Raw genomic sequence first — 17004 nt, 5'->3', positions numbered from 1 at the left:
GGATGTCGCAGATCGCCATCGTGGGGATGGCGGCGATCTTTCCCGGCGCCGCCACCCTCGACCAGTACTGGCAGAACCTGGTCAACGGCAAGGACATGATCACCGACGTCCCGGAGGACCGGTTCGACGCGCTGTTCTACGACCCGGACAACGCGCACCGGCCCGACCGGCTCTACACCCGCCGGGGCGGCTTCCTCGACGACCAGGCGGTGTTCGAGCCGCTGAAGTTCGGCATCATGCCCAACTCGGTGGGCGACATCGAGCCGGACCAGCTCATCGCGCTCGAGGTGGCCGCGGCCGCCATCGCGGACGCGGGCGGCGCGGCCCGGATGCCGGACGCCGACCGGATCGGCGTGATCCTCGGCCGGGGCGGTCTGCTCAACCCGGCCGCCTCCCGGTACGCCAACCGGGTGCGGATGGCCAGCCAGGTCATCAGCCTGCTCCAGGAGCTCATGCCGGACCTGGGGGAGGACCGGCTCGGCCTGCTCCGGGACCGGATCGACGAGCGGCTCGGCAAGCACCAGCCCGAGGGCACGATCGGGCTGGTCCCCAACCTGGCCGCCTCCCGGGTGGCGAACCGGCTCAACCTGCGCGGCCCGGCGTACACGATCGACGCGGCCTGCGCGTCCTCGCTGATCGCCGTCGACCAGGGCATGACCGAGCTGCTCAACGGCCGGTTGGACGCGGTCCTGGCCGGCGGCGTGCACCACGTGCACGACATCAGCTTCTGGTCGGTGTTCAGCCAGCTGCAGGCGCTCAGCCGCAAGGGCGAGATCCGGCCCTTCGACGCCGAAGCCGACGGCGTCCTGATCGGCGAGGGCACCGGCATGGTCGTCCTCAGACGCCTCGCCGACGCCGAACGCGACGGCGACCGGGTGTACGCGGTCATCCGCGGCAGCGGCACCTCCAGCGACGGCCGCTCGGCGAGCATGTTCAACCCGGCCAGCTCCGGCCAGGCCCTGGCCATCCGGCGCGCCTGGGAGATGGCCGGGCTCGACCCGACCGCCCCGGACGCCCTCGGCCTGCTCGAAGCGCACGGCACGGCGACCCCGACCGGTGACGCAGCCGAACTGTCCACGGTGGCCGACGTGTTCGGTCCGCACACCGCCGGTGAGCGCCCGGTGATCGGCTCAGTGAAGTCGATGATCGGTCACGCGATGCCTGCCGCCGGGGTGGCCGGCCTGATCAAGGCCACCCTCGCCGTCTATCACGGCGTCCTGCCGCCCACCCTGAACGTCGTCAAGCCCCGCGCCGAGATGGCGCAGACCCGGTTCCGGCCGATCGGCTCGGCCCAGCCGTGGCAGAGCGAGACACCACGCCGGGCCGGGGTCAACGCCTTCGGCTTCGGCGGCATCAACGCCCACGTCATCGTCGAGCAGTACGCCACAGCCGTCGCAGCGACCGCTTCGGCCGCCGGCGCTTCGGCCGCTGCCTCCGACGCCGCCTCGGTCATCGCCGAGCCGGAGCGCATCCTCTGGCTGTCCGCCGCCACCGCCGCCGACCTGGCCGCGCAGCTGGAGCGCCCCGACGTCCGGGACCTGCCCCGGGCGGTAGACGGCGGACCGGTCCGGCTGGGCATCGTCGACCCGAGCGATCAGCGGCTCGGCATCGCCCGCAAGATGGTCGCCCGCGGCGAACCTTGGCGCGGCGGTCGGGACATTTGGTTCACGCCCCGGCCGTTGCTCGGCCCCGGCGGCGGCAAGCTCGCGTTCGTCTTCCCCGGTGTGGAAGCCGAGTTCGCTCCGCGGACGGCTGACATCGCCGCCCACTTCGGTCTGCCGCACCGCGAGTGGACCGCCGCCGATCTGGGCCAGCACGGCACCGGCCTGGTCGAGGTCGGCAAGCTGCTGGACGCGACGCTGCGCCGGATGAACGTACGCCCGGACGCCGTCGCCGGCCACAGCATCGGCGAGTGGACGGCCGCCGCGGTCACCGGCCAGATGAGCACCCAGGGCGTCGACGCATTCCTCGGCCTGTTCGACGCCGACAGCGTCGAGGTCTCCGGTTACGCGTTCGCCGCGATCAGCGCCCCCATGGAGACCGTCACACCGCTGCTGGACGGCTATCCGGGCGTGGTGCTGTCCCACGACAACGCCCCGAACCAGTGCGTGGTCAACGGCCCGCGCGAGCAGGTCCAGCGCCTGGTCGACGATCTGCGCGCCCGGACCATCCTGTGCCAGCTGCTGCCGTTCCGGTCGGCGTTCCACACGCCGGTGTTCGCCGAGGGGTTGCAGGCGATCGGGGCGGCCATGGGTCGCTGGGAGGTGCACCCGACCGAGGTGCCGGTCTGGTCCGGCACCATCTCGGCGCCGTTTCCGGCCGACCCGGACGAGGTCAACCAGCTCTTCATCCGACACATGATCGAGCCGGTCTGGTTCCGCCGCACGGTCGGCGCCATGTACGACGCCGGCATCCGCGTCTTCCTGCAGATGGGCGCGGGCCAACTCGCCTCGCTCATCGACGACAATCTGCGCGACCGGGAGCACCTGGCCATGCCGGTCAACGTCTCCCGCCGCGACGGCCTGTCCCAGCTCCGCCGGGTCGCCACGGCCCTGTGGGTGGACGGCGGCGACCCGGACATGTCCGTGCTGGAACCGGCGCCGGTCCCGCGCGCAGTTCCCAAGGTCAACGAGGTCGTCGAACCGTCCGCCCGCAAGGGCCCGGCGGTCCGCATCGACCTCGGCGGACCCCTGGTCAAGCTGGGCGAAGGCGCCGACCAACTCCTCGGCCTGGCCCCGGCCGGCCAGCCGCCCGTGCCCCGCCCGCAGATGCCGCAGCCCTCGGTGCCCCAGCCACGCTCGCCGCAGCCGCAACCCCAGGTGCCCCAGCCCCGCGCGCCGCAGCAGCCGCAGGCAAGAGCGGGCCAGCCACCGGCAAGCGCACCGCAGCAGCCGCAGGCAAGACCGGGCCAGCCACCGGCAAGCGCCCCGCAGCAGGCAGCTCCGACGCCTGCTTCGAGTGGGCTAGTCGAAGCGCACAGTGCAGCCCTTTCCGCGCTGAGCAAGATGGCGGGGACGTCCAAGGCCGCCGCGGAACTGGCCGCCCTGTTGCAGGAGACCGCCAGCGACGCAGTCACGGTGATGAACGCTGCTGCGGCAGCCTCGACAACGAGGCCGGCGGTTCCGCGCCCGCGGAGCGCAACACCGGCGCCTTCGTCGTCGCCGCGGACGCAACCGGCGGCACCGCCAGTCGCGCCGCCCCCACCAGCGCCCACTGCGACCCGCCCGGGGCCGCAAGCCCCCGCGACCCGCCCGGGGCCGCAAGCCCCCGCGACCCGCCCGGGGCCGCAAGCCCCCGCGACCCTGTCCGGGCCGCAAGCCATCGCCGTGCCGGCGCCGCGGTCCGCGGCGTCCGCGTCGCCGGTAACCGCTGGGCACGGACCGGCGACGGCACGGGAGGCTGTGCCCGTACAGAAAAAGGAAGCGGAAGAGGTAGTCCTCAGAACGACCCTCGACGTTTCGGTCGAGACCATGCCCTATCTGCGGGATCACTGTTTCTTCGTGCAGCCGGACGACTGGCCGCGGGTGGAGGACCGGTGGCCGGTGGTGCCGGCGACGACCGTGGTGCAGCACATGATGGACGCTGCTGAACAGGCCGCACCCGGGATGAAAGCCGTCGCGGTGCGGGATGCGAAGTTCAACCGGTGGTTGATCGCCGCGCCGCCGCAGCATGTCGAGATCACCGTGAAGCGGGCCGGACCGAATCGGTTCACCGTGATCTTCGGCGGCTATGCGCGGTCAACGGTCGAGCTGGCGGCGGACTATCCCGAGCCGGACTTGCTGCCTTACACCGAGGACCCGGCGACGGAGTTTCCGCCGACGACCAGTGCCGAGGAGATGTACGCCGAGCGGCTCATGTTCCACGGGCCGGTCTTCCAGGGCGTCACGGCGGTGCACGCGCTCGGCGACATGCACGTGCGGGGCACCGTCACTGTCCCGGTGCCGCCCGGCGCGCTGCTGGACAACGCCCTGCAGCTGATCGGCAACTGGTTGATCACGACCCAGCCGTTCCGGACCGTCGCCCTGCCGGTGGGGTTGCGGCACGTGCGGTTCTTCGGGCCGGCGCCGGCTCCCGGCACGGCCATGGACTGCGCGGCGCGGGTCAGGTCCATCACCGACGGTGAACTGATCGCGGACACGCAACTGTCGGTGAACGGCCGGGTGTGGGCGCAGATCGACGGCGCGACTGACCGGCGGTTCGACAGCCACCCGACCGCCCGGGCCTGCGAACGGTTCCCGGAGAAGTATCCGATGTCGCAGCGGCACCCGGGCGGCTGGACCGTGGCCTTCGACGCCTGGACCGACCTGGTCACCCGGGGTATGGCGGCGCGCGGCATTCTCGGCGGCGAGGCGGCCGTGGAGTACGAGCGGATGCCCGGCGCCAAGCGCAATCAGTGGATGCTGGGTCGGATCGCGGCGAAGGACGCGGTGCGGTTCCGGTTGTGGGACGCCGGGCACACGGACGTATATCCGATCGAGCTGACCGTACGCAACGAGCCGAGCGGCAAGCCCTACGTGGACTTGCGGCCAGGTCGCGGCTTCCAGGACAGCACAGTGTCGATTGCGCACACCCACGAGGTCGGCGTCGCCATTGCGGGGCCGCCCGGCGCGGAGGTGGGCATCGACGTGGTCGAGGTCGCGCCGCGGGAGGAGAGCACCTACCGCTACGCGCTGACCGAGGCCGAACGGGCGCAGCTCACCGATGACCGCAGCTTCGCCCGGCTGTGGGCGGCGAAAGAGGCTGCGGGCAAGGCGCTCGGCACGGGACTCGACGGCGCGCCGCGTCGCTTCGAGGTGTCCCTCGCCGACGGCACCGTGACGGTCGGCGACCGGGTTCTCCGGGTCGCCTGGCAGGAGATCGAGAACCCGCCGGAGCTTCCGCCGCGGCGCTATGTCGTCGCCTGGACCGGTACCGAAGAACAGTGAAGGAGCACCGCCATGCCCTCCGATGAGTCCGCCGTCCTCGCCGACGTCACCGCGATGCTGCAGTCCGTCCTCGGTGACTTCGGCGCCGACGCCGAGATCACCATGGACACCACGTTCCGCGACGACCTCGGCATGGAAAGCATCGACGTGGTGTCGCTCGCCGGCCGCCTGCAGGCCCGGTACGGCACCGCGGTGAACTTCGCGCTGTTCGTCTCCGGCCTCGACGTGGAATCGGTGGGTCAGCTCCGGGTGGGGCAGCTCGTCGACTACATCGTGGAGTCGCTGGGGAAGGTGCCGGCCGGGTCATGAGCATGGTCCACGCCAACGGGGTCGACCTGCACGTGGAGGAAGTGCCGCCGGTCGGCCCCCGCCAGGGCACGGTGGTGCTCATCCACGGCATGACCTCGGACAGCATGGCGAGCTGGTTCCTGACCATGGTCCACCCGTTGGCCGAGGCGGGGATGCGGGTGCTGCTCTACGACCTGCGCGGCCACGGGCACAGTTCCCGCCCGCCGACCGGCTACCGGCTGGATGATTTCGTCGACGACCTGCAAGCCCTGCTCGCCCACTGGGCAGTGGACGAGCCGGTGCACCTGTTCGGCAACTCGTTCGGCGGGACGATCGCTTTCGCGTACGCGGCCCGGCACCCCAGCGCGGTGGCCGGCATCGTGGCGATCGAGTCGGCACCGCCCACCGCCGCCTGGTTCGCCCGGATGGCCCAACGGCTGTCCCGGGCCGCCGAGACGCTGGCCGACGCGGAGGCGGTGGCGACCAGCCGGCCGCTGCTCGCCCGGCGCCTGCGGGACGCCTCCGCGCTGCTGTCCAGCACGGACCTCGGCGAGGAGCTGCCGGCCAGCCCGCTGCCGCACCCGTCGCGGTTCGCGGCGATCACTTGCCCGGTGCTGTGCCTGTACGGCGGCGACTCGGTCGTCAAGGAACTGACCGCCGAGACCGAACGCCTGGTGCCGCAGTCGAAGCACGTGGTCGTCGTCGGCCAGAAGCACACCCTGCTCATCAAAGCTCCCGACCAGGTACGCGCCGAGGTGCTGCCCTGGCTCGCCACCTGCGTGCACTAGGAGATCCCATGGACCGCGCCATCATCATCAGCAACGGCCGCTGTGGTTCGACGCTGCTCTCCGACCTGATCGTCGAGGAGCCGGAAACCTGTTCGGTCCAGGAGTTCTTCATGTCGGTCGCGCCGTGGAACCGGAGCACCGAGATCATCGACGGGCCGGCGTACTGGCGAGTGCTCAGCGGCCCGAAGGAGGAGCTGTCGGTCCTCTTCAAGATCGGGGTGCCGCCGAAGGAGGTCCGCTACCCGGCGTCGGGGCGCTTCAACGACGACCTGGTCAACCTGCCGCGCATCCTGGCGATCACCCTGGCGAAGTTGACCGACGACCCGGACGCCCTGTTCGACCAGCTCGCCCCGCGGGTGTCGGCGTTCCCCACCCAGAGTGTGGGCGCCCACCACCAGGCGTTCCTCGACCTGCTGACCGAGCTGACCGGTAAGAAGCGCTGGGTGGAACGCTCGGGCGGCAGCAGCCAGGTCACCACGTCGCTGCTGGAGAACTTCCCGACCGCGAAGATCGTCTACTTGACCCGGGACTGGGCGGCCACCGCGAAGTCGATGAGCCGGCACTCGTCGTTCCAGCTCGTCCAGCTCCGGGTGGAGGCCGTCGGCCGGTACGGCGTCGACCCGCTCACCGCCGAGGAGTCCGACGACATGCCGGACGAGGTGCGCGCGTACCTGCCGGACCGGCTCACCGCCGAGTTCCTGCAGCAGCGCGGTGAGGACCCGAAGCGGTTCATCGGCCTGTGCGCGTTCATGAGTAGCCAGGCCGAGCAGGCCCTGGCCGACCACCCGCCGGCGCACCTGCACCAGATGGCCTACGAGGACCTGGTCGCCGAGCCGGTGAAGGAGCTGACCGGGCTCGCGGAGTTCCTCGGCTTCGCCGACCCGGCAGGGTGGGCGGCGTCGGTCGCCGATCGGGTCCGCAGGCCGGCATGAGTGCCCTGGCCGGATTCGCCGCCGCCGTGCTGCTGGTCACGGGTGCGTCCGTCGCGCCCGGCCCGGCTGTCGGCCGTCATCCCGCGCCCGGCCCGGCCGCCGACACGTATTCCTCCCGGCTGCTGGGAAAGGCCGTGCCGGACGAGTGTTTCGCCGGCATCGGGCAGCCCTATCCGGCCGGGCCGCCGTGCGCCACGGGACAGGCGAAGGTCAACCAGTCGTATGTCTGGGGCATGACCCGCGTCGGCCGTCAGGTGTGGTTCGGCACGGGCGCCAACACGCATTGTCTGACCAGCGGCTCCGGCCTCGCCGACTCGAAGCCGGTGGTCTACGACGACTACGTCTGCGAGTTCGCCGAGAGCCAGATCGCGAAGCAGCACCCGCTGGTCCCGGACGCCCTGGGCGACGTCCGCGTGCCGCAGGTCTGGACCTACGACAACGGCGTGCTGACGAATCGGACCCCGGACGACCCGCGCCTGCGCAGCACCCTCGGACTCCGCGCGGCGGGCACTGCCAACGGCATAGTGTTGTTCGCCGGTCCGTCGTTGAGTGCCACGCTCAACCTGTTCGCCTTCGACGCGGTCACGAAGCGCTACCTCGGCTCGCGGACCCTCGCTCAGTACGGCAACGCCCGCACGTTCCTCGCCGCGGCCGGTGACCTCTACCTTGGCGCCGGGATCGGCCCGGACGGCGGACTCGGCGGCGCCGTGCTGCGCTGGCGCGGCAACCGGCTCGCCCCGTTCCTGTTCGACCGGGTGGCGACCCTGCCCGCACAGGCCGCCGACCTGGCCTATCAGGACGGCCACCTCTACGCGACGACCTGGTCGACCCTGCAACCCACCTCCGACGCGCAACTCGCCGGCGTGTGGCGCAGCCCGCCGCTCCCGCTGGCAGGCGGCGAGTGGACCCAGGTGTGGCACACCGGCCGCTACGAGAAGGACCCGCTGACCGCCACGACCTACGGCGCGGGCGGCGTAGCCGCCTACGGCGGCTGGCTCTACTGGGGCACCATGCACGTCCCGCTCAAGGCGACGAAGGTGCATCAGGCGGCCTACCCGCAGCCCACCGAGGAAGCCAAGAACCTCCAGGTCCGCTACACCCAACGGGCGGCGGCCATCTGGCGCGGCCGCAACCTCGGCACCCCCGACGAGCAGATCGAGCTTCTGTACGGCGAACCGGCCTTCCCTGTCTACCAGCCCGCCACCGGCACCTGGACGCCCGTCCCGACCGGCTGGACCCCCAAGTACGGCAGGTCCGGCTTCGGCAACGGCTACAACAACTACACCTGGCGGATGATCGTCGCCGGGGACCGGCTGTACGTAGCCACGATGGACTGGAGCTACCTGGTCCACATCCTGTCCAGCACCGCGCCGCCGACCGACCCGGCCGGCTGGGGTGGCGACCTGTGGACCTTCCCCGCCCCGGACGCCCCCGCCGAACCGGTCGACACCCGCGGACTCGGCAACTACCTCAACTACGGCATCCGCACCATGGCCGCCGACGGCGACGACCTGTACCTCGGCATGGCCAATCCGATGAATTTGCGCACCGACCCGGCCGATTCCGTCCCCGAGGGCGGCTGGGAGCTGATCCGGCTCGAGAGAACATCCTGAGAGGACCCCCCTCGTGCGAGCATCCCTGCGCAGACTGGGCACGGCGGCCGCCGTCGTGCTGCTCGGTCTGACATCCCCCGCATCCCCTGCCGCCGCCGACGACCCGTACACCGTGAAGCTGCTCGCCAAGGCCGCCCCCGACGAGTGTTTCAACGGCATCGGCAACCCGTACCCCGCGGGTCCGCCGTGCGCCGAAGGCCAGGCCAAGGTCGACCAGGCGTACGTGTGGGGCCTCACCAAGGTCGGCCCCGACGTCTGGTTCGGCACCGGCGCCAACGTCAACTGCCTGGTCAGCGGCGCCACCCTGGACAGCATCAAGCCGGTGGTCAATTCCGACTACGTCTGCGAGTACGCGGAAAGCCAGGTCGTCGCCCACGACCCGGACTGGCCCGCGGAGATCGGCGACCAGCGTGCTCCCGAAGTGTGGCTCTACAACACGCTCACCAAACGCAAGGTCAACAAGAGTGCGGAGATCCGGGCCCGCAGCACCGACGACGCCGAACGGCTGCGCACCACGATCGGCCTGCGCGCCGCGGGCAACCTCAACGGTGTCGTCCTCCTCGGCGGCCCGGCGCTGAACGAGTCGCTGAACCTGTTCGCCTTCGACGCCCGCACCCGCCGCTTCCTCGGCTCGGTCAACCTCCCGCAGTACGGCAACATCCGCACGTTCCTGGTCGCCGAGAAGCAGCTCTACCTCGGCGTCGGCATCGGCGCGAACGGCGGCTCCGGCGGGGGCGTGCTGCGCTGGACCGGCGAGCTGAAGAGCCCGTTCACGTTCCAGACGGTGGCGAGTCTGCCGGTACAGGCCGCCGACCTCGCCTACCACGACGGCCGGATCATGGCGACGAGCTGGCCCGCCAACCAGCCCACCTCCCCGGCGCAGCTCGCCGGCGTCTGGATCAGCCCGGCGCTGGCGGACGGCGAGCCCGGCCTCGGCGAGGAAGACGCGACGCTCTGGCGGCAGGTGTGGCACGCCCGCCAGTACGAGACCGACCGGGTCGTCGCCGCGACCTACGGCGGGGGCGGCGTCGCGTCCTACGACGGCTACCTCTACTGGGGAACCATGCACGTCCCGCTGAAGGCGACGAAAGTGCACCAGCAGGTCTACCCGCAGACCACCGACGAGGCCAAGCAGGCCCAGGTGGCGAACACCCAGCGGTCCATCAGCATCTGGCGCGGCAAGGACCTCGGCCTGCCCACCCAGAAGATCGAACTGCTCTACGGGGCGACGGCGCTGCCCGCGTACGACCCGGCGACCGCGGCCTGGACCACGGTGCCCACCGGCTGGACCCCGCTCTACGGCAAGTCCGGCTTCGACAACCCGTTCAACAACTACACCTGGCGGATGACCGTGGCCGGCGGGAAGCTCTACGTCGGCACGATGGACTGGAGCTACATCGTCCAGCACATCGTCGCCCAGGACCCCGGCATCCGGCTCAGAGATGTGGCACCGCCGCCGATCGACCCCGCGATCTACGGCGGTGACCTGTGGGTCTTCCCGACTTCCACCGAGAAGGCCCAGCCGGTGAGCACCACCGGCGTCGGCAACAACCTCAACTACGGGATTCGCAACATGGTCCCGGACGGTCCGGATCTCTACCTCGGCATGGCCAATCCGATGAACCTGCGGACCGACCCCGCCGACGACGTGCCGGAGGGCGGCTGGGAGCTGATCAAGCTCACCGCACCCCGCCCATAACCCTCGCAAGCGTGGACGGGCGGTGCTTCCCACGACGCCGCCCGTCCACATCCCTCCTCCTTTGAACGCGCCCCCGCGGGCCTCCGCGGCGGGCGCTCGTTGCGTCTCGGAAAGGAATTCAGGTTGATCAATATGCGGAGAATCTTCGCGGTCGGGGCGATAGCCCTCGTCACCGCGAGCACCGCAGCGGTCGTCCCCGCGACCGCCGCACCCCTGCGGGCCGACTACACGTTCACCCGCCTCGCCAAGGCCCAGCCCGACGAATGCTTCGACGGCGTCGGCAAGCCGTACCCCGCCGGACCCCGGTGCACCACCGGCAAGCCCAAGGTCAACCAGGCGTACGTCTGGGGCCTCACCCAGGTCGGCAAAACCCTCTGGTTCGGCACCGGTGCCAACGTCCACTGCCTCGTCAGCGGCGCCACCCTCGACTACGTCAAACCCACCGCCAACGACAACTGGACCTGCGAGTACGGCGAAAGCCAGGTCCGCAAGAACGACGAGACCATCCCCGACTACATGGGCGACATGCGCGCGCCCGAAGTGTGGACGTACGACACCGTCAGCGGCCGCTCCGTCAACAAGAGCGCCGAGATCCGCGCCAAGTCCCCCGACGACGCGCTGCGGCTGTCACACACCGTCGGCCTGCGCGCCGCCGGCAACCTCGGCAACGTCATCCTGCTCGGCGGCCCCGCGCTCGAGAACACGCTCAACATGTTCGCGTTCGACGCCACCACCCAGAAGTACCTCGGCTCGATCAACTTCCCGGACTACGGCAACATCCGTACGTTCCTCGTCGAAGACGGCGCCCTCTACCTCGGCGTCGGCATCGGCCGCAACGGCTCCGCCGGCGGCGCCGTCTGGCGCTGGACCGGCGACAGCACCCGGCCGTTCGACTTCACCACCGTCGCCGCCCTGCCCGTGCAGGCCGCCGACCTCACCGTCTACGACGGTCGGATCGCCGCCACCAGCTGGCCCGCCGAACAACCCACCAGCCAGCAGATGCTCGCCGGCCTGTGGATCAGCCCCAAGCTCGCCGACGGCCTGCCCGGCCTCAACGACGAGGACAAGGCCGGCTGGAAGCAGGTCTGGAACGCCCGCCTCTACGAACAGGACCGGGTCGTCTCCGCCACCTACGGCGGCGGTGGCATCGCCGCGTTCAACGGCTACGTCTACTGGGGCACCATGCACGTCCCGATGAAGTCCAGCATGGTGCACGCCACCGTCTACCCGCCCGCCACCGACGAAGCCGCCAAGCAGCAGAACGTCAAAACCCAGCGCGCGATCAGCATCTGGCGCGGCAAAGACCTCGGCCTGCCCACCCAGAAGATCGAGCTTCTGTACGGCGAGAAGACCCTCCCCGCCTGGGACCCGGCCACCTCCACCTGGTCCGACAAACCCACCGGCTACACACCGCTCTACGGCAAGTCCGGCTTCGGCTACCTCTTCAACAACTACACCTGGCGCATGACCGTCGTCGACAACAAGCTCTTCGTCGGCACCATGGACTGGTCCTACCTGGTCAAGGACCTGATCGCCGGAGCGGCACCCCAACCGCCGGTCAACGCCCGCGCCAAGCGCGCCCTCCGCGACCCGGACAACTGGCACCTGCCCCTGATCGACCCCACCAAATTCGGCGGTGACCTCTACATGTTCCCCGACACGGAATCCCCGGCCCAGGCCGTCAACGTCCGCGGCCTCGGCAACTACCTCAACTACGGCATCCGCAACATGATCCCGAACGGCAAGGGCGGCCTCTACCTGGGCATGGCCAACCCGATGAACCTGCGTACGGAGAAGTTCGACGTCAAGCCCGAAGGCGGCTGGGAGCTCCTCGAGATGAACAAGCGTTGATGATCTGCCGGGCGGGTATCCACCGTGGATTCCCGCCCGGCTCCTGACCGCGCCCTAACACTGCTCGAACATCGTCGAGGAAGGCTGGTCCCATGAAGCGCCGAACCGCCCTCGCGGCCGTGCTCCTGCTCCTGCTCGCCGGCTGCACCGGCCGTGACCGCCGTGACCCCGCCCCCACCGAGCCGACCGCCGCCGCCTCGACCGGGGCCACACCCGCACCGGCCACCCCGCCTTCCCCCGGCGAGCAGACCGGTGCCCCCCCGCTGCCGGCCGGGCGCTCCAGCGCCAAGCTCACCGTCGACGGGCGCGAACGCACCTACCTGCTCTACCGGCCCGCCAACGCCAAGGCCACCGCGCCGCTCGTCGTCGTCCTGCACGGCGCCGTCGGCACCGGACAACAGGCCGAACGCGCGTACGGGTGGAACGCCGAAGCCGACAAAGGCGGCTTCCTCGTCGCCTACCCCGACGGCGTCAACCGCACCTGGAACGTCAGCCCCGACTGCTGCGGCGTGGCGGCGCGTGACGACGTCGACGACGTGGGCTTCATCGAGCGCCTCGTCAAAGCGGTGCCCGGCGTCGACCCGAAGCGCATCTACGCCACCGGCATCTCCAACGGCGCGATGCTCGCCTACCGCCTCGCCTGCGAAACAACCACCTTCGCCGGCATCGCGCCCGTCGCCGGCACCATGCTCAACAAGTGCGACAATCCCGCGCCCCTGTCGATCATCCACATCCACGGCGACAAGGACCCCACCATTCCGTACGGCGGCGGCCCCGGCAAACGCAGCAACGACGGCGGCGGCCGGCTCCCCGTGAAGATCGACGGCCCGTCCGTGCCGTCCCTCATCGACACCTGGCGCCGTACGGACAACTGCCCGGCACCGGCCACCACCAAAGCCGGCACCGTCACGACGTCCCTGGCGACCTGCCCGCAAGGCCGGGCGGTCGAATTGATCACAGTGGCCGGCGCCGGACACCAGTGGCCGGGCTCCAAAGAAGCCCCCGTGGCACAGCGCATCTTCCAGCTCGACCCGCCCTCCACGGCACTCGCCGCGACCCCCACCATCTGGTCGTTTCTGCAGGCCCACCCCAAGAGCTGAAACCTTCTCCACTTGGCACACCGCTAGGGTTGACTAGAGACTAGAGCAACGCATTAACGTTCTTGCATGAAGACCAACGGGGAGAACGATCCGCGGGCAACCGAGGCGCGCCGGTTGCGCGCCGAGACGCGGATGTCCATCGCGCAACTGCGTGAGCACTTCGACGTCAACCGGGACACGATGGCGGCCTGGCTCTGGAACGAACCCGTTCCGGAATGGACCCGGCGGCCCAACGCGAAAGACGAGCTGCGCGCCGAAGCGGTGACCCTGCGCGAGCAGGGCGGCACGGTGCCCGAGATCGCCGTGCAGCTCGGTGTCGCCAAATCCACCGTCTACCTGTGGGTTCGGCACCTGCCGCTCGATGAGACGAGCGAGCGCGCGCAGCGCCGTCGGCGGGAGCACTCCCGCCGGATCTCGGAAACGCGGTGGGAGCCGCTACGACAGAAACGCGACAGTGAGCGCGCCGCGACCAATCGGGAGGAGGCGGAGTGGGTTGGCGCGCTGTCGGACCGCGAGGTGCGGCTGCTCGGTGCGGTCGCCTACTGGTGCGAGGGAGGCAAGGCCAAGCCGTGGCGGCCCAACGCTTGCCACCTTTCCTTCATCAACAGTGACCCGTCGTTGGTGCTGCTCTTTGTTCGCTTCGCGGAGCTGATGGGCCGAGACCGAGCTGATCTCACCTATCGCGTCAGCATCCATGAGTCCGCCGATGCGGAGGCGGCGGGACGGTGGTGGGCCGACGTTGTCGGGGTGCCGTTCGACATTTTCCGGCGTCCGACCTTGAAGACGCACAACCCGTCCACGGTTCGGCTGAACGTCGGCGATGCTTATCGTGGCTGCCTGGGCGTCGAAGTGCCCAAGTCTCGCCAGCTCTACTGGCGGGTCGAGGGCATGATGCGGGGGATCGCGGCTGCCTCCGGTGAAGGAGGAGGCGCTAGTATGTAACCCGCGTACATGACCTAGATAGTTATGTCCGGTTTGCCCTCCCGGGTCGTCTAAGGGCAAGACTGCGGTTTTTGGTACCGTTAATAGGGGTTCGAATCCTCTCCCGGGAGCTTTCTGTCTGCGGCTGAGTTGGCGCCGCTTCTCTGACACACTGCGAACAATGGAGTCCCGCGTGAGCCAGGCCCCGAGTCGTACCGTCGTCGTTCTCGCCGCCGGCGAAGGCAAGCGGATGAAGTCCGCCACGCCGAAGATGTTGCACCCGCTGCTCGGCCGGACCCTGCTCGGTCACGTGCTGCACGCCGCCGACGCCGCGCAGGCCGCGCGCACCGTCGTGGTGGTCGGGCACAAGGCCGACCAGGTGAAGGCCCACCTCGCCGAGATCTCGCCGGGCGCGATGCCGGTGTTGCAGGCCGAGCAGAACGGCACCGGGCACGCCGTCCGGATCGCCCTCGACGCCATCCCGGAGGCGGTCGGCACGGTCGTGGTGCTGAACGCCGACGTGCCACTGCTGCGGCCCGAGACGGTCGAGGCGCTGGTCGCCGCGCACGAGGGCGCCCGGACCGGTGCCACCGTGCTGGCCGCCGAGGTCGCGGATCCGACCGGGCTGGGCCGGATTGTGCGCAGCGCCGACGGCAACCTGGAGCGGATCGTGGAGGAGCGCGACGCCTCCGCCGAGATCCGGGCGATCCGCGAGATCAACGCCGGCATCTACGTGTTCGACGCCGCGCTGCTGCGCGAGGCGCTCGGCAAGCTGTCCACGGACAACGACCAGGGCGAGGAGTACCTGACCGACGTCTTCGGCATCCTGGCGTCGGTGGGGCATCCGGTGGGCGTGTTCGTGGCCGCGGACGCCCGGGAGACGCTGGGCTGTAACGACCGGGCGCAGCTGGCCGAGTTGCGCGCGCTGCTGCGGGACCGGGTGAACACGGAGTGGATGCGGGCCGGGGTGTCGATCATCGATCCGGCGACGACGTGGATCGACGTGACGGTGACGTTGGAGCCGGATGCGGTGGTGGAGCCGCAGTGCCAGCTGCAGGGCGCGACGCGGGTGGCGACGGGCGCGGTGGTGGGCCCGGACACGACGCTGCGGGACACGGTGGTGGCGGAGGGCGCTGCGGTTTTGCGGTCGCATGCGTTGGGCGCCGAGGTCGGCCCGGACGCGTCGGTGGGGCCGTATTCGTACCTGCGGCCGGGCACCCGGCTGGGCCGGAAGGCGAAGGTGGGCGGTTTCGTGGAGACGAAGAACGCCGAGTTGGGTGCGGGCGCGAAGGTGCCGCACCTGTCGTACGTGGGTGATGCGACGGTGGGCCCGAAGGCGAATATCGGCGCGGGCACGATCTTCGCGAACTATGACGGGGTGGCGAAGCATCACACCTCGATCGGCGAGGCGGCGTTCGTGGGCAGCGACACGGTGTTGATCGCGCCGGTGGAGATCGGGCCGGGCGCGTACGTCGCGGCGGGCAGTGCGGTGGCGAAGGATGTTCCGGCGGGCAATCTGGGTGTGACGCGGGCGCAGCAGCGCAACATCGAGGGCTGGACCGCGCGTAAGCGGCCGGGCACGGTGTCGGCGGATGCGGCGGAGCGCGCAGGGGGCGAATCCGGGGAGTAATCGGGTGGGTCCTAGTCACCTATCCGCTGGTCGCGCAAGCTTGGGTGAGGCATCCCACGACCCGCTCCCGGCAGGTTGCCTGGCGGCGTCCGGGGGTCATACTTCACGTGAACCCACCCCCTCGAGTCTCGGGAGCGGACGAGCCCATGGGCAGCATCGTCGCTGAGAACCGTAAGAGTTTGATGCTTTTCTCCGGGCAGGGCTTCCCGGAGTTGGCCGAGGAGATCGGTCAGGTGCTGGGCGTGGCGCCGACGCCGTCGGACTCGTACGAGTTCGCGAACGGCGAGATCTTCGTTCGGTTCAAGGATTCCGTGCGTGGTTCCGACGCCTTCGTGGTGCAGTCGGTGACCGAGGGCGTGAACCGCTGGGTCATGGAGACCCTGATCATGATCGACGCCCTGAAGCGGGGTTCGGCGAAGCGGATCACCGTGGTGCTGCCGTTCTACCCGTATTCGCGGCAGGACAAGAAGCACCGGGGTCGGGAGCCGATTTCGGCGCGGCTGATCGCGGACCTGTTGAAGACGGCGGGCGCGAACCGGATCCTCACGGTCGATCTGCACACCGCGCAGATCCAGGGCTTCTTCGATGGCCCGGTGGACCACCTGTTCGCCATGGACATCCTTGCCGACCATGTGCAGCGCAAGTTCGAGGGCAAGCCGATGACGGTGGTCGCGCCGGATTCGGGTCGGGTGCGGGTCGCGGAGCGTTGGACGGACCGGCTGGGTGGCTGCCCGTTGGCGTTCATTCACAAGACGCGGGACCCGTTGAAGCCGAACCAGGTGGTGGCGAACCGGGTGGTCGGCGAGGTGGAGGGCCGGATCTGCCTGGTGGTCGACGACATGATCGACACGGGCGGGACGATCACCAAGGCCGCGGACATCCTGTTCGACTCGGGCGCGGCGGATGTGATCGTGGCGTCGACGCACGCGTTGTTGTCGGATCCGGCGACGGAGCGGCTGAAGAACAGCCGGATTTCGGAGCTGGTGGTGACGAACACGTTGCCGTTGCCGCCGGAGAAGCAGCTGGACAAGATCACGGTGTTGTCGATCGCGCCGCTGCTGGCGCGCGCGATTCGTGAGGTTTTCGACGATGGCTCGGTGACCACCCTGTTCGGTGGGCTGAGCTAAGTCGGGTTTTTTCTGGGGGCGGGGGGGGGGGTGGGGCCCCGCGGGGGTGGGTGGGGGGGGGGTAAATTGTCCCGGGGTGGTTGGGGGGGGGGCCCCCCCCCCACAGCGGGGGCCGTGGCTGTGATCTGGG

At 70.1% G+C, this 17004-nt stretch carries 11 protein-coding genes and 1 tRNA gene; all 12 read left to right on the top strand.

All coding sequences use genetic code 11. The features are described from left to right. Window positions 1-2 precede the first annotated feature (2 nt). The 12 genes from ACIA1L_RS10970 (at window position 3) to ACIA1L_RS10915 (ending at window position 16874) form a co-directional block, all read left to right on the top strand. Window positions 3-4925 carry a beta-ketoacyl synthase N-terminal-like domain-containing protein gene (locus ACIA1L_RS10970; RefSeq protein WP_396072484.1) on the top strand — a complete coding sequence of 1641 codons (4923 nt, stop codon included), beginning with the start codon at window positions 3-5 and terminating at the stop codon, window positions 4923-4925. A gap of 12 nt (window positions 4926-4937) precedes the next feature. Continuing rightward, complete coding sequence (locus ACIA1L_RS10965) at window positions 4938-5234, top strand: acyl carrier protein (protein WP_396072483.1); 297 nt, start codon at window positions 4938-4940, stop codon at window positions 5232-5234. Beyond that, window positions 5231-6001, top strand: coding sequence for an alpha/beta fold hydrolase (locus ACIA1L_RS10960; RefSeq protein WP_396072482.1), 771 nt, complete (start codon window positions 5231-5233; stop codon window positions 5999-6001). The genes ACIA1L_RS10965 and ACIA1L_RS10960 overlap by 4 nt, the downstream gene beginning before the upstream one ends. A gap of 8 nt (window positions 6002-6009) precedes the next feature. Next, complete coding sequence (locus ACIA1L_RS10955) at window positions 6010-6933, top strand: sulfotransferase domain-containing protein (RefSeq protein ID WP_396072481.1); 924 nt, start codon at window positions 6010-6012, stop codon at window positions 6931-6933. Next, complete coding sequence (locus ACIA1L_RS10950; RefSeq protein ID WP_396072480.1) at window positions 6930-8546, top strand: hypothetical protein; 1617 nt, start codon at window positions 6930-6932, stop codon at window positions 8544-8546. The genes ACIA1L_RS10955 and ACIA1L_RS10950 overlap by 4 nt, the downstream gene beginning before the upstream one ends. Before the next feature lie 13 nt (window positions 8547-8559). Further along, complete coding sequence (locus ACIA1L_RS10945) at window positions 8560-10245, top strand: hypothetical protein (protein ID WP_396072479.1); 1686 nt, start codon at window positions 8560-8562, stop codon at window positions 10243-10245. A gap of 132 nt (window positions 10246-10377) precedes the next feature. After that, the gene (locus ACIA1L_RS10940; protein WP_396072478.1) at window positions 10378-12096 is read left to right on the top strand and encodes a hypothetical protein; all 1719 of its coding nucleotides are present in this window, start codon (window positions 10378-10380) and stop codon (window positions 12094-12096) included. A 92-nt stretch (window positions 12097-12188) separates the two neighbouring features. After that, window positions 12189-13196, top strand: a complete 1008-nt coding sequence (locus ACIA1L_RS10935) for an alpha/beta hydrolase family esterase (protein ID WP_396072477.1) — start codon at window positions 12189-12191, stop codon at window positions 13194-13196. A gap of 66 nt (window positions 13197-13262) precedes the next feature. Further along, complete coding sequence (locus tag ACIA1L_RS10930) at window positions 13263-14138, top strand: helix-turn-helix domain-containing protein (RefSeq protein WP_396072476.1); 876 nt, start codon at window positions 13263-13265, stop codon at window positions 14136-14138. Between the two features lie 39 nt (window positions 14139-14177). After that, window positions 14178-14248 (top strand) — tRNA-Gln (locus tag ACIA1L_RS10925). A 62-nt stretch (window positions 14249-14310) separates the two neighbouring features. After that, a complete protein-coding gene (gene glmU / locus ACIA1L_RS10920; RefSeq protein ID WP_396072475.1) occupies window positions 14311-15747 on the top strand; it encodes a bifunctional UDP-N-acetylglucosamine diphosphorylase/glucosamine-1-phosphate N-acetyltransferase GlmU in 1437 nt (478 codons plus the stop codon). Between the two features lie 146 nt (window positions 15748-15893). Further along, window positions 15894-16874, top strand: a complete 981-nt coding sequence (locus ACIA1L_RS10915) for a ribose-phosphate diphosphokinase (RefSeq protein WP_396072474.1) — start codon at window positions 15894-15896, stop codon at window positions 16872-16874. Window positions 16875-17004: the final 130 nt, after the last annotated feature.

Origin of the sequence: Actinoplanes sp. NPDC051859, assembly GCF_044452725.1 — a bacterium.
GTDB lineage: Bacteria > Actinomycetota > Actinomycetes > Mycobacteriales > Micromonosporaceae > Actinoplanes.
Note: the sequence above shows the minus strand (reverse complement) of the source record. Positions and strands in the feature narration are given on the sequence as shown.

Bases quoted from the DNA above. Each gene is read 5' to 3' on its own strand.
- ACIA1L_RS10930 (WP_396072476.1), top strand. From the start codon at position 13,263: ATGAAGACCAACGGGGAGAACGATCCGCGGGCAACCGAGGCGCGCCGG.
- ACIA1L_RS10935 (WP_396072477.1), top strand. From the start codon at position 12,189: ATGAAGCGCCGAACCGCCCTCGCGGCCGTGCTCCTGCTCCTGCTCGCC.
- ACIA1L_RS10915 (WP_396072474.1), top strand. From the start codon at position 15,894: ATGGGCAGCATCGTCGCTGAGAACCGTAAGAGTTTGATGCTTTTCTCC.
- ACIA1L_RS10965 (WP_396072483.1), top strand. From the start codon at position 4,938: ATGCCCTCCGATGAGTCCGCCGTCCTCGCCGACGTCACCGCGATGCTG.
- ACIA1L_RS10960 (WP_396072482.1), top strand. From the start codon at position 5,231: ATGAGCATGGTCCACGCCAACGGGGTCGACCTGCACGTGGAGGAAGTG.
- ACIA1L_RS10955 (WP_396072481.1), top strand. From the start codon at position 6,010: ATGGACCGCGCCATCATCATCAGCAACGGCCGCTGTGGTTCGACGCTG.
- ACIA1L_RS10970 (WP_396072484.1), top strand. From the start codon at position 3: ATGTCGCAGATCGCCATCGTGGGGATGGCGGCGATCTTTCCCGGCGCC.
- ACIA1L_RS10940 (WP_396072478.1), top strand. From the start codon at position 10,378: ATGCGGAGAATCTTCGCGGTCGGGGCGATAGCCCTCGTCACCGCGAGC.
- ACIA1L_RS10950 (WP_396072480.1), top strand. From the start codon at position 6,930: ATGAGTGCCCTGGCCGGATTCGCCGCCGCCGTGCTGCTGGTCACGGGT.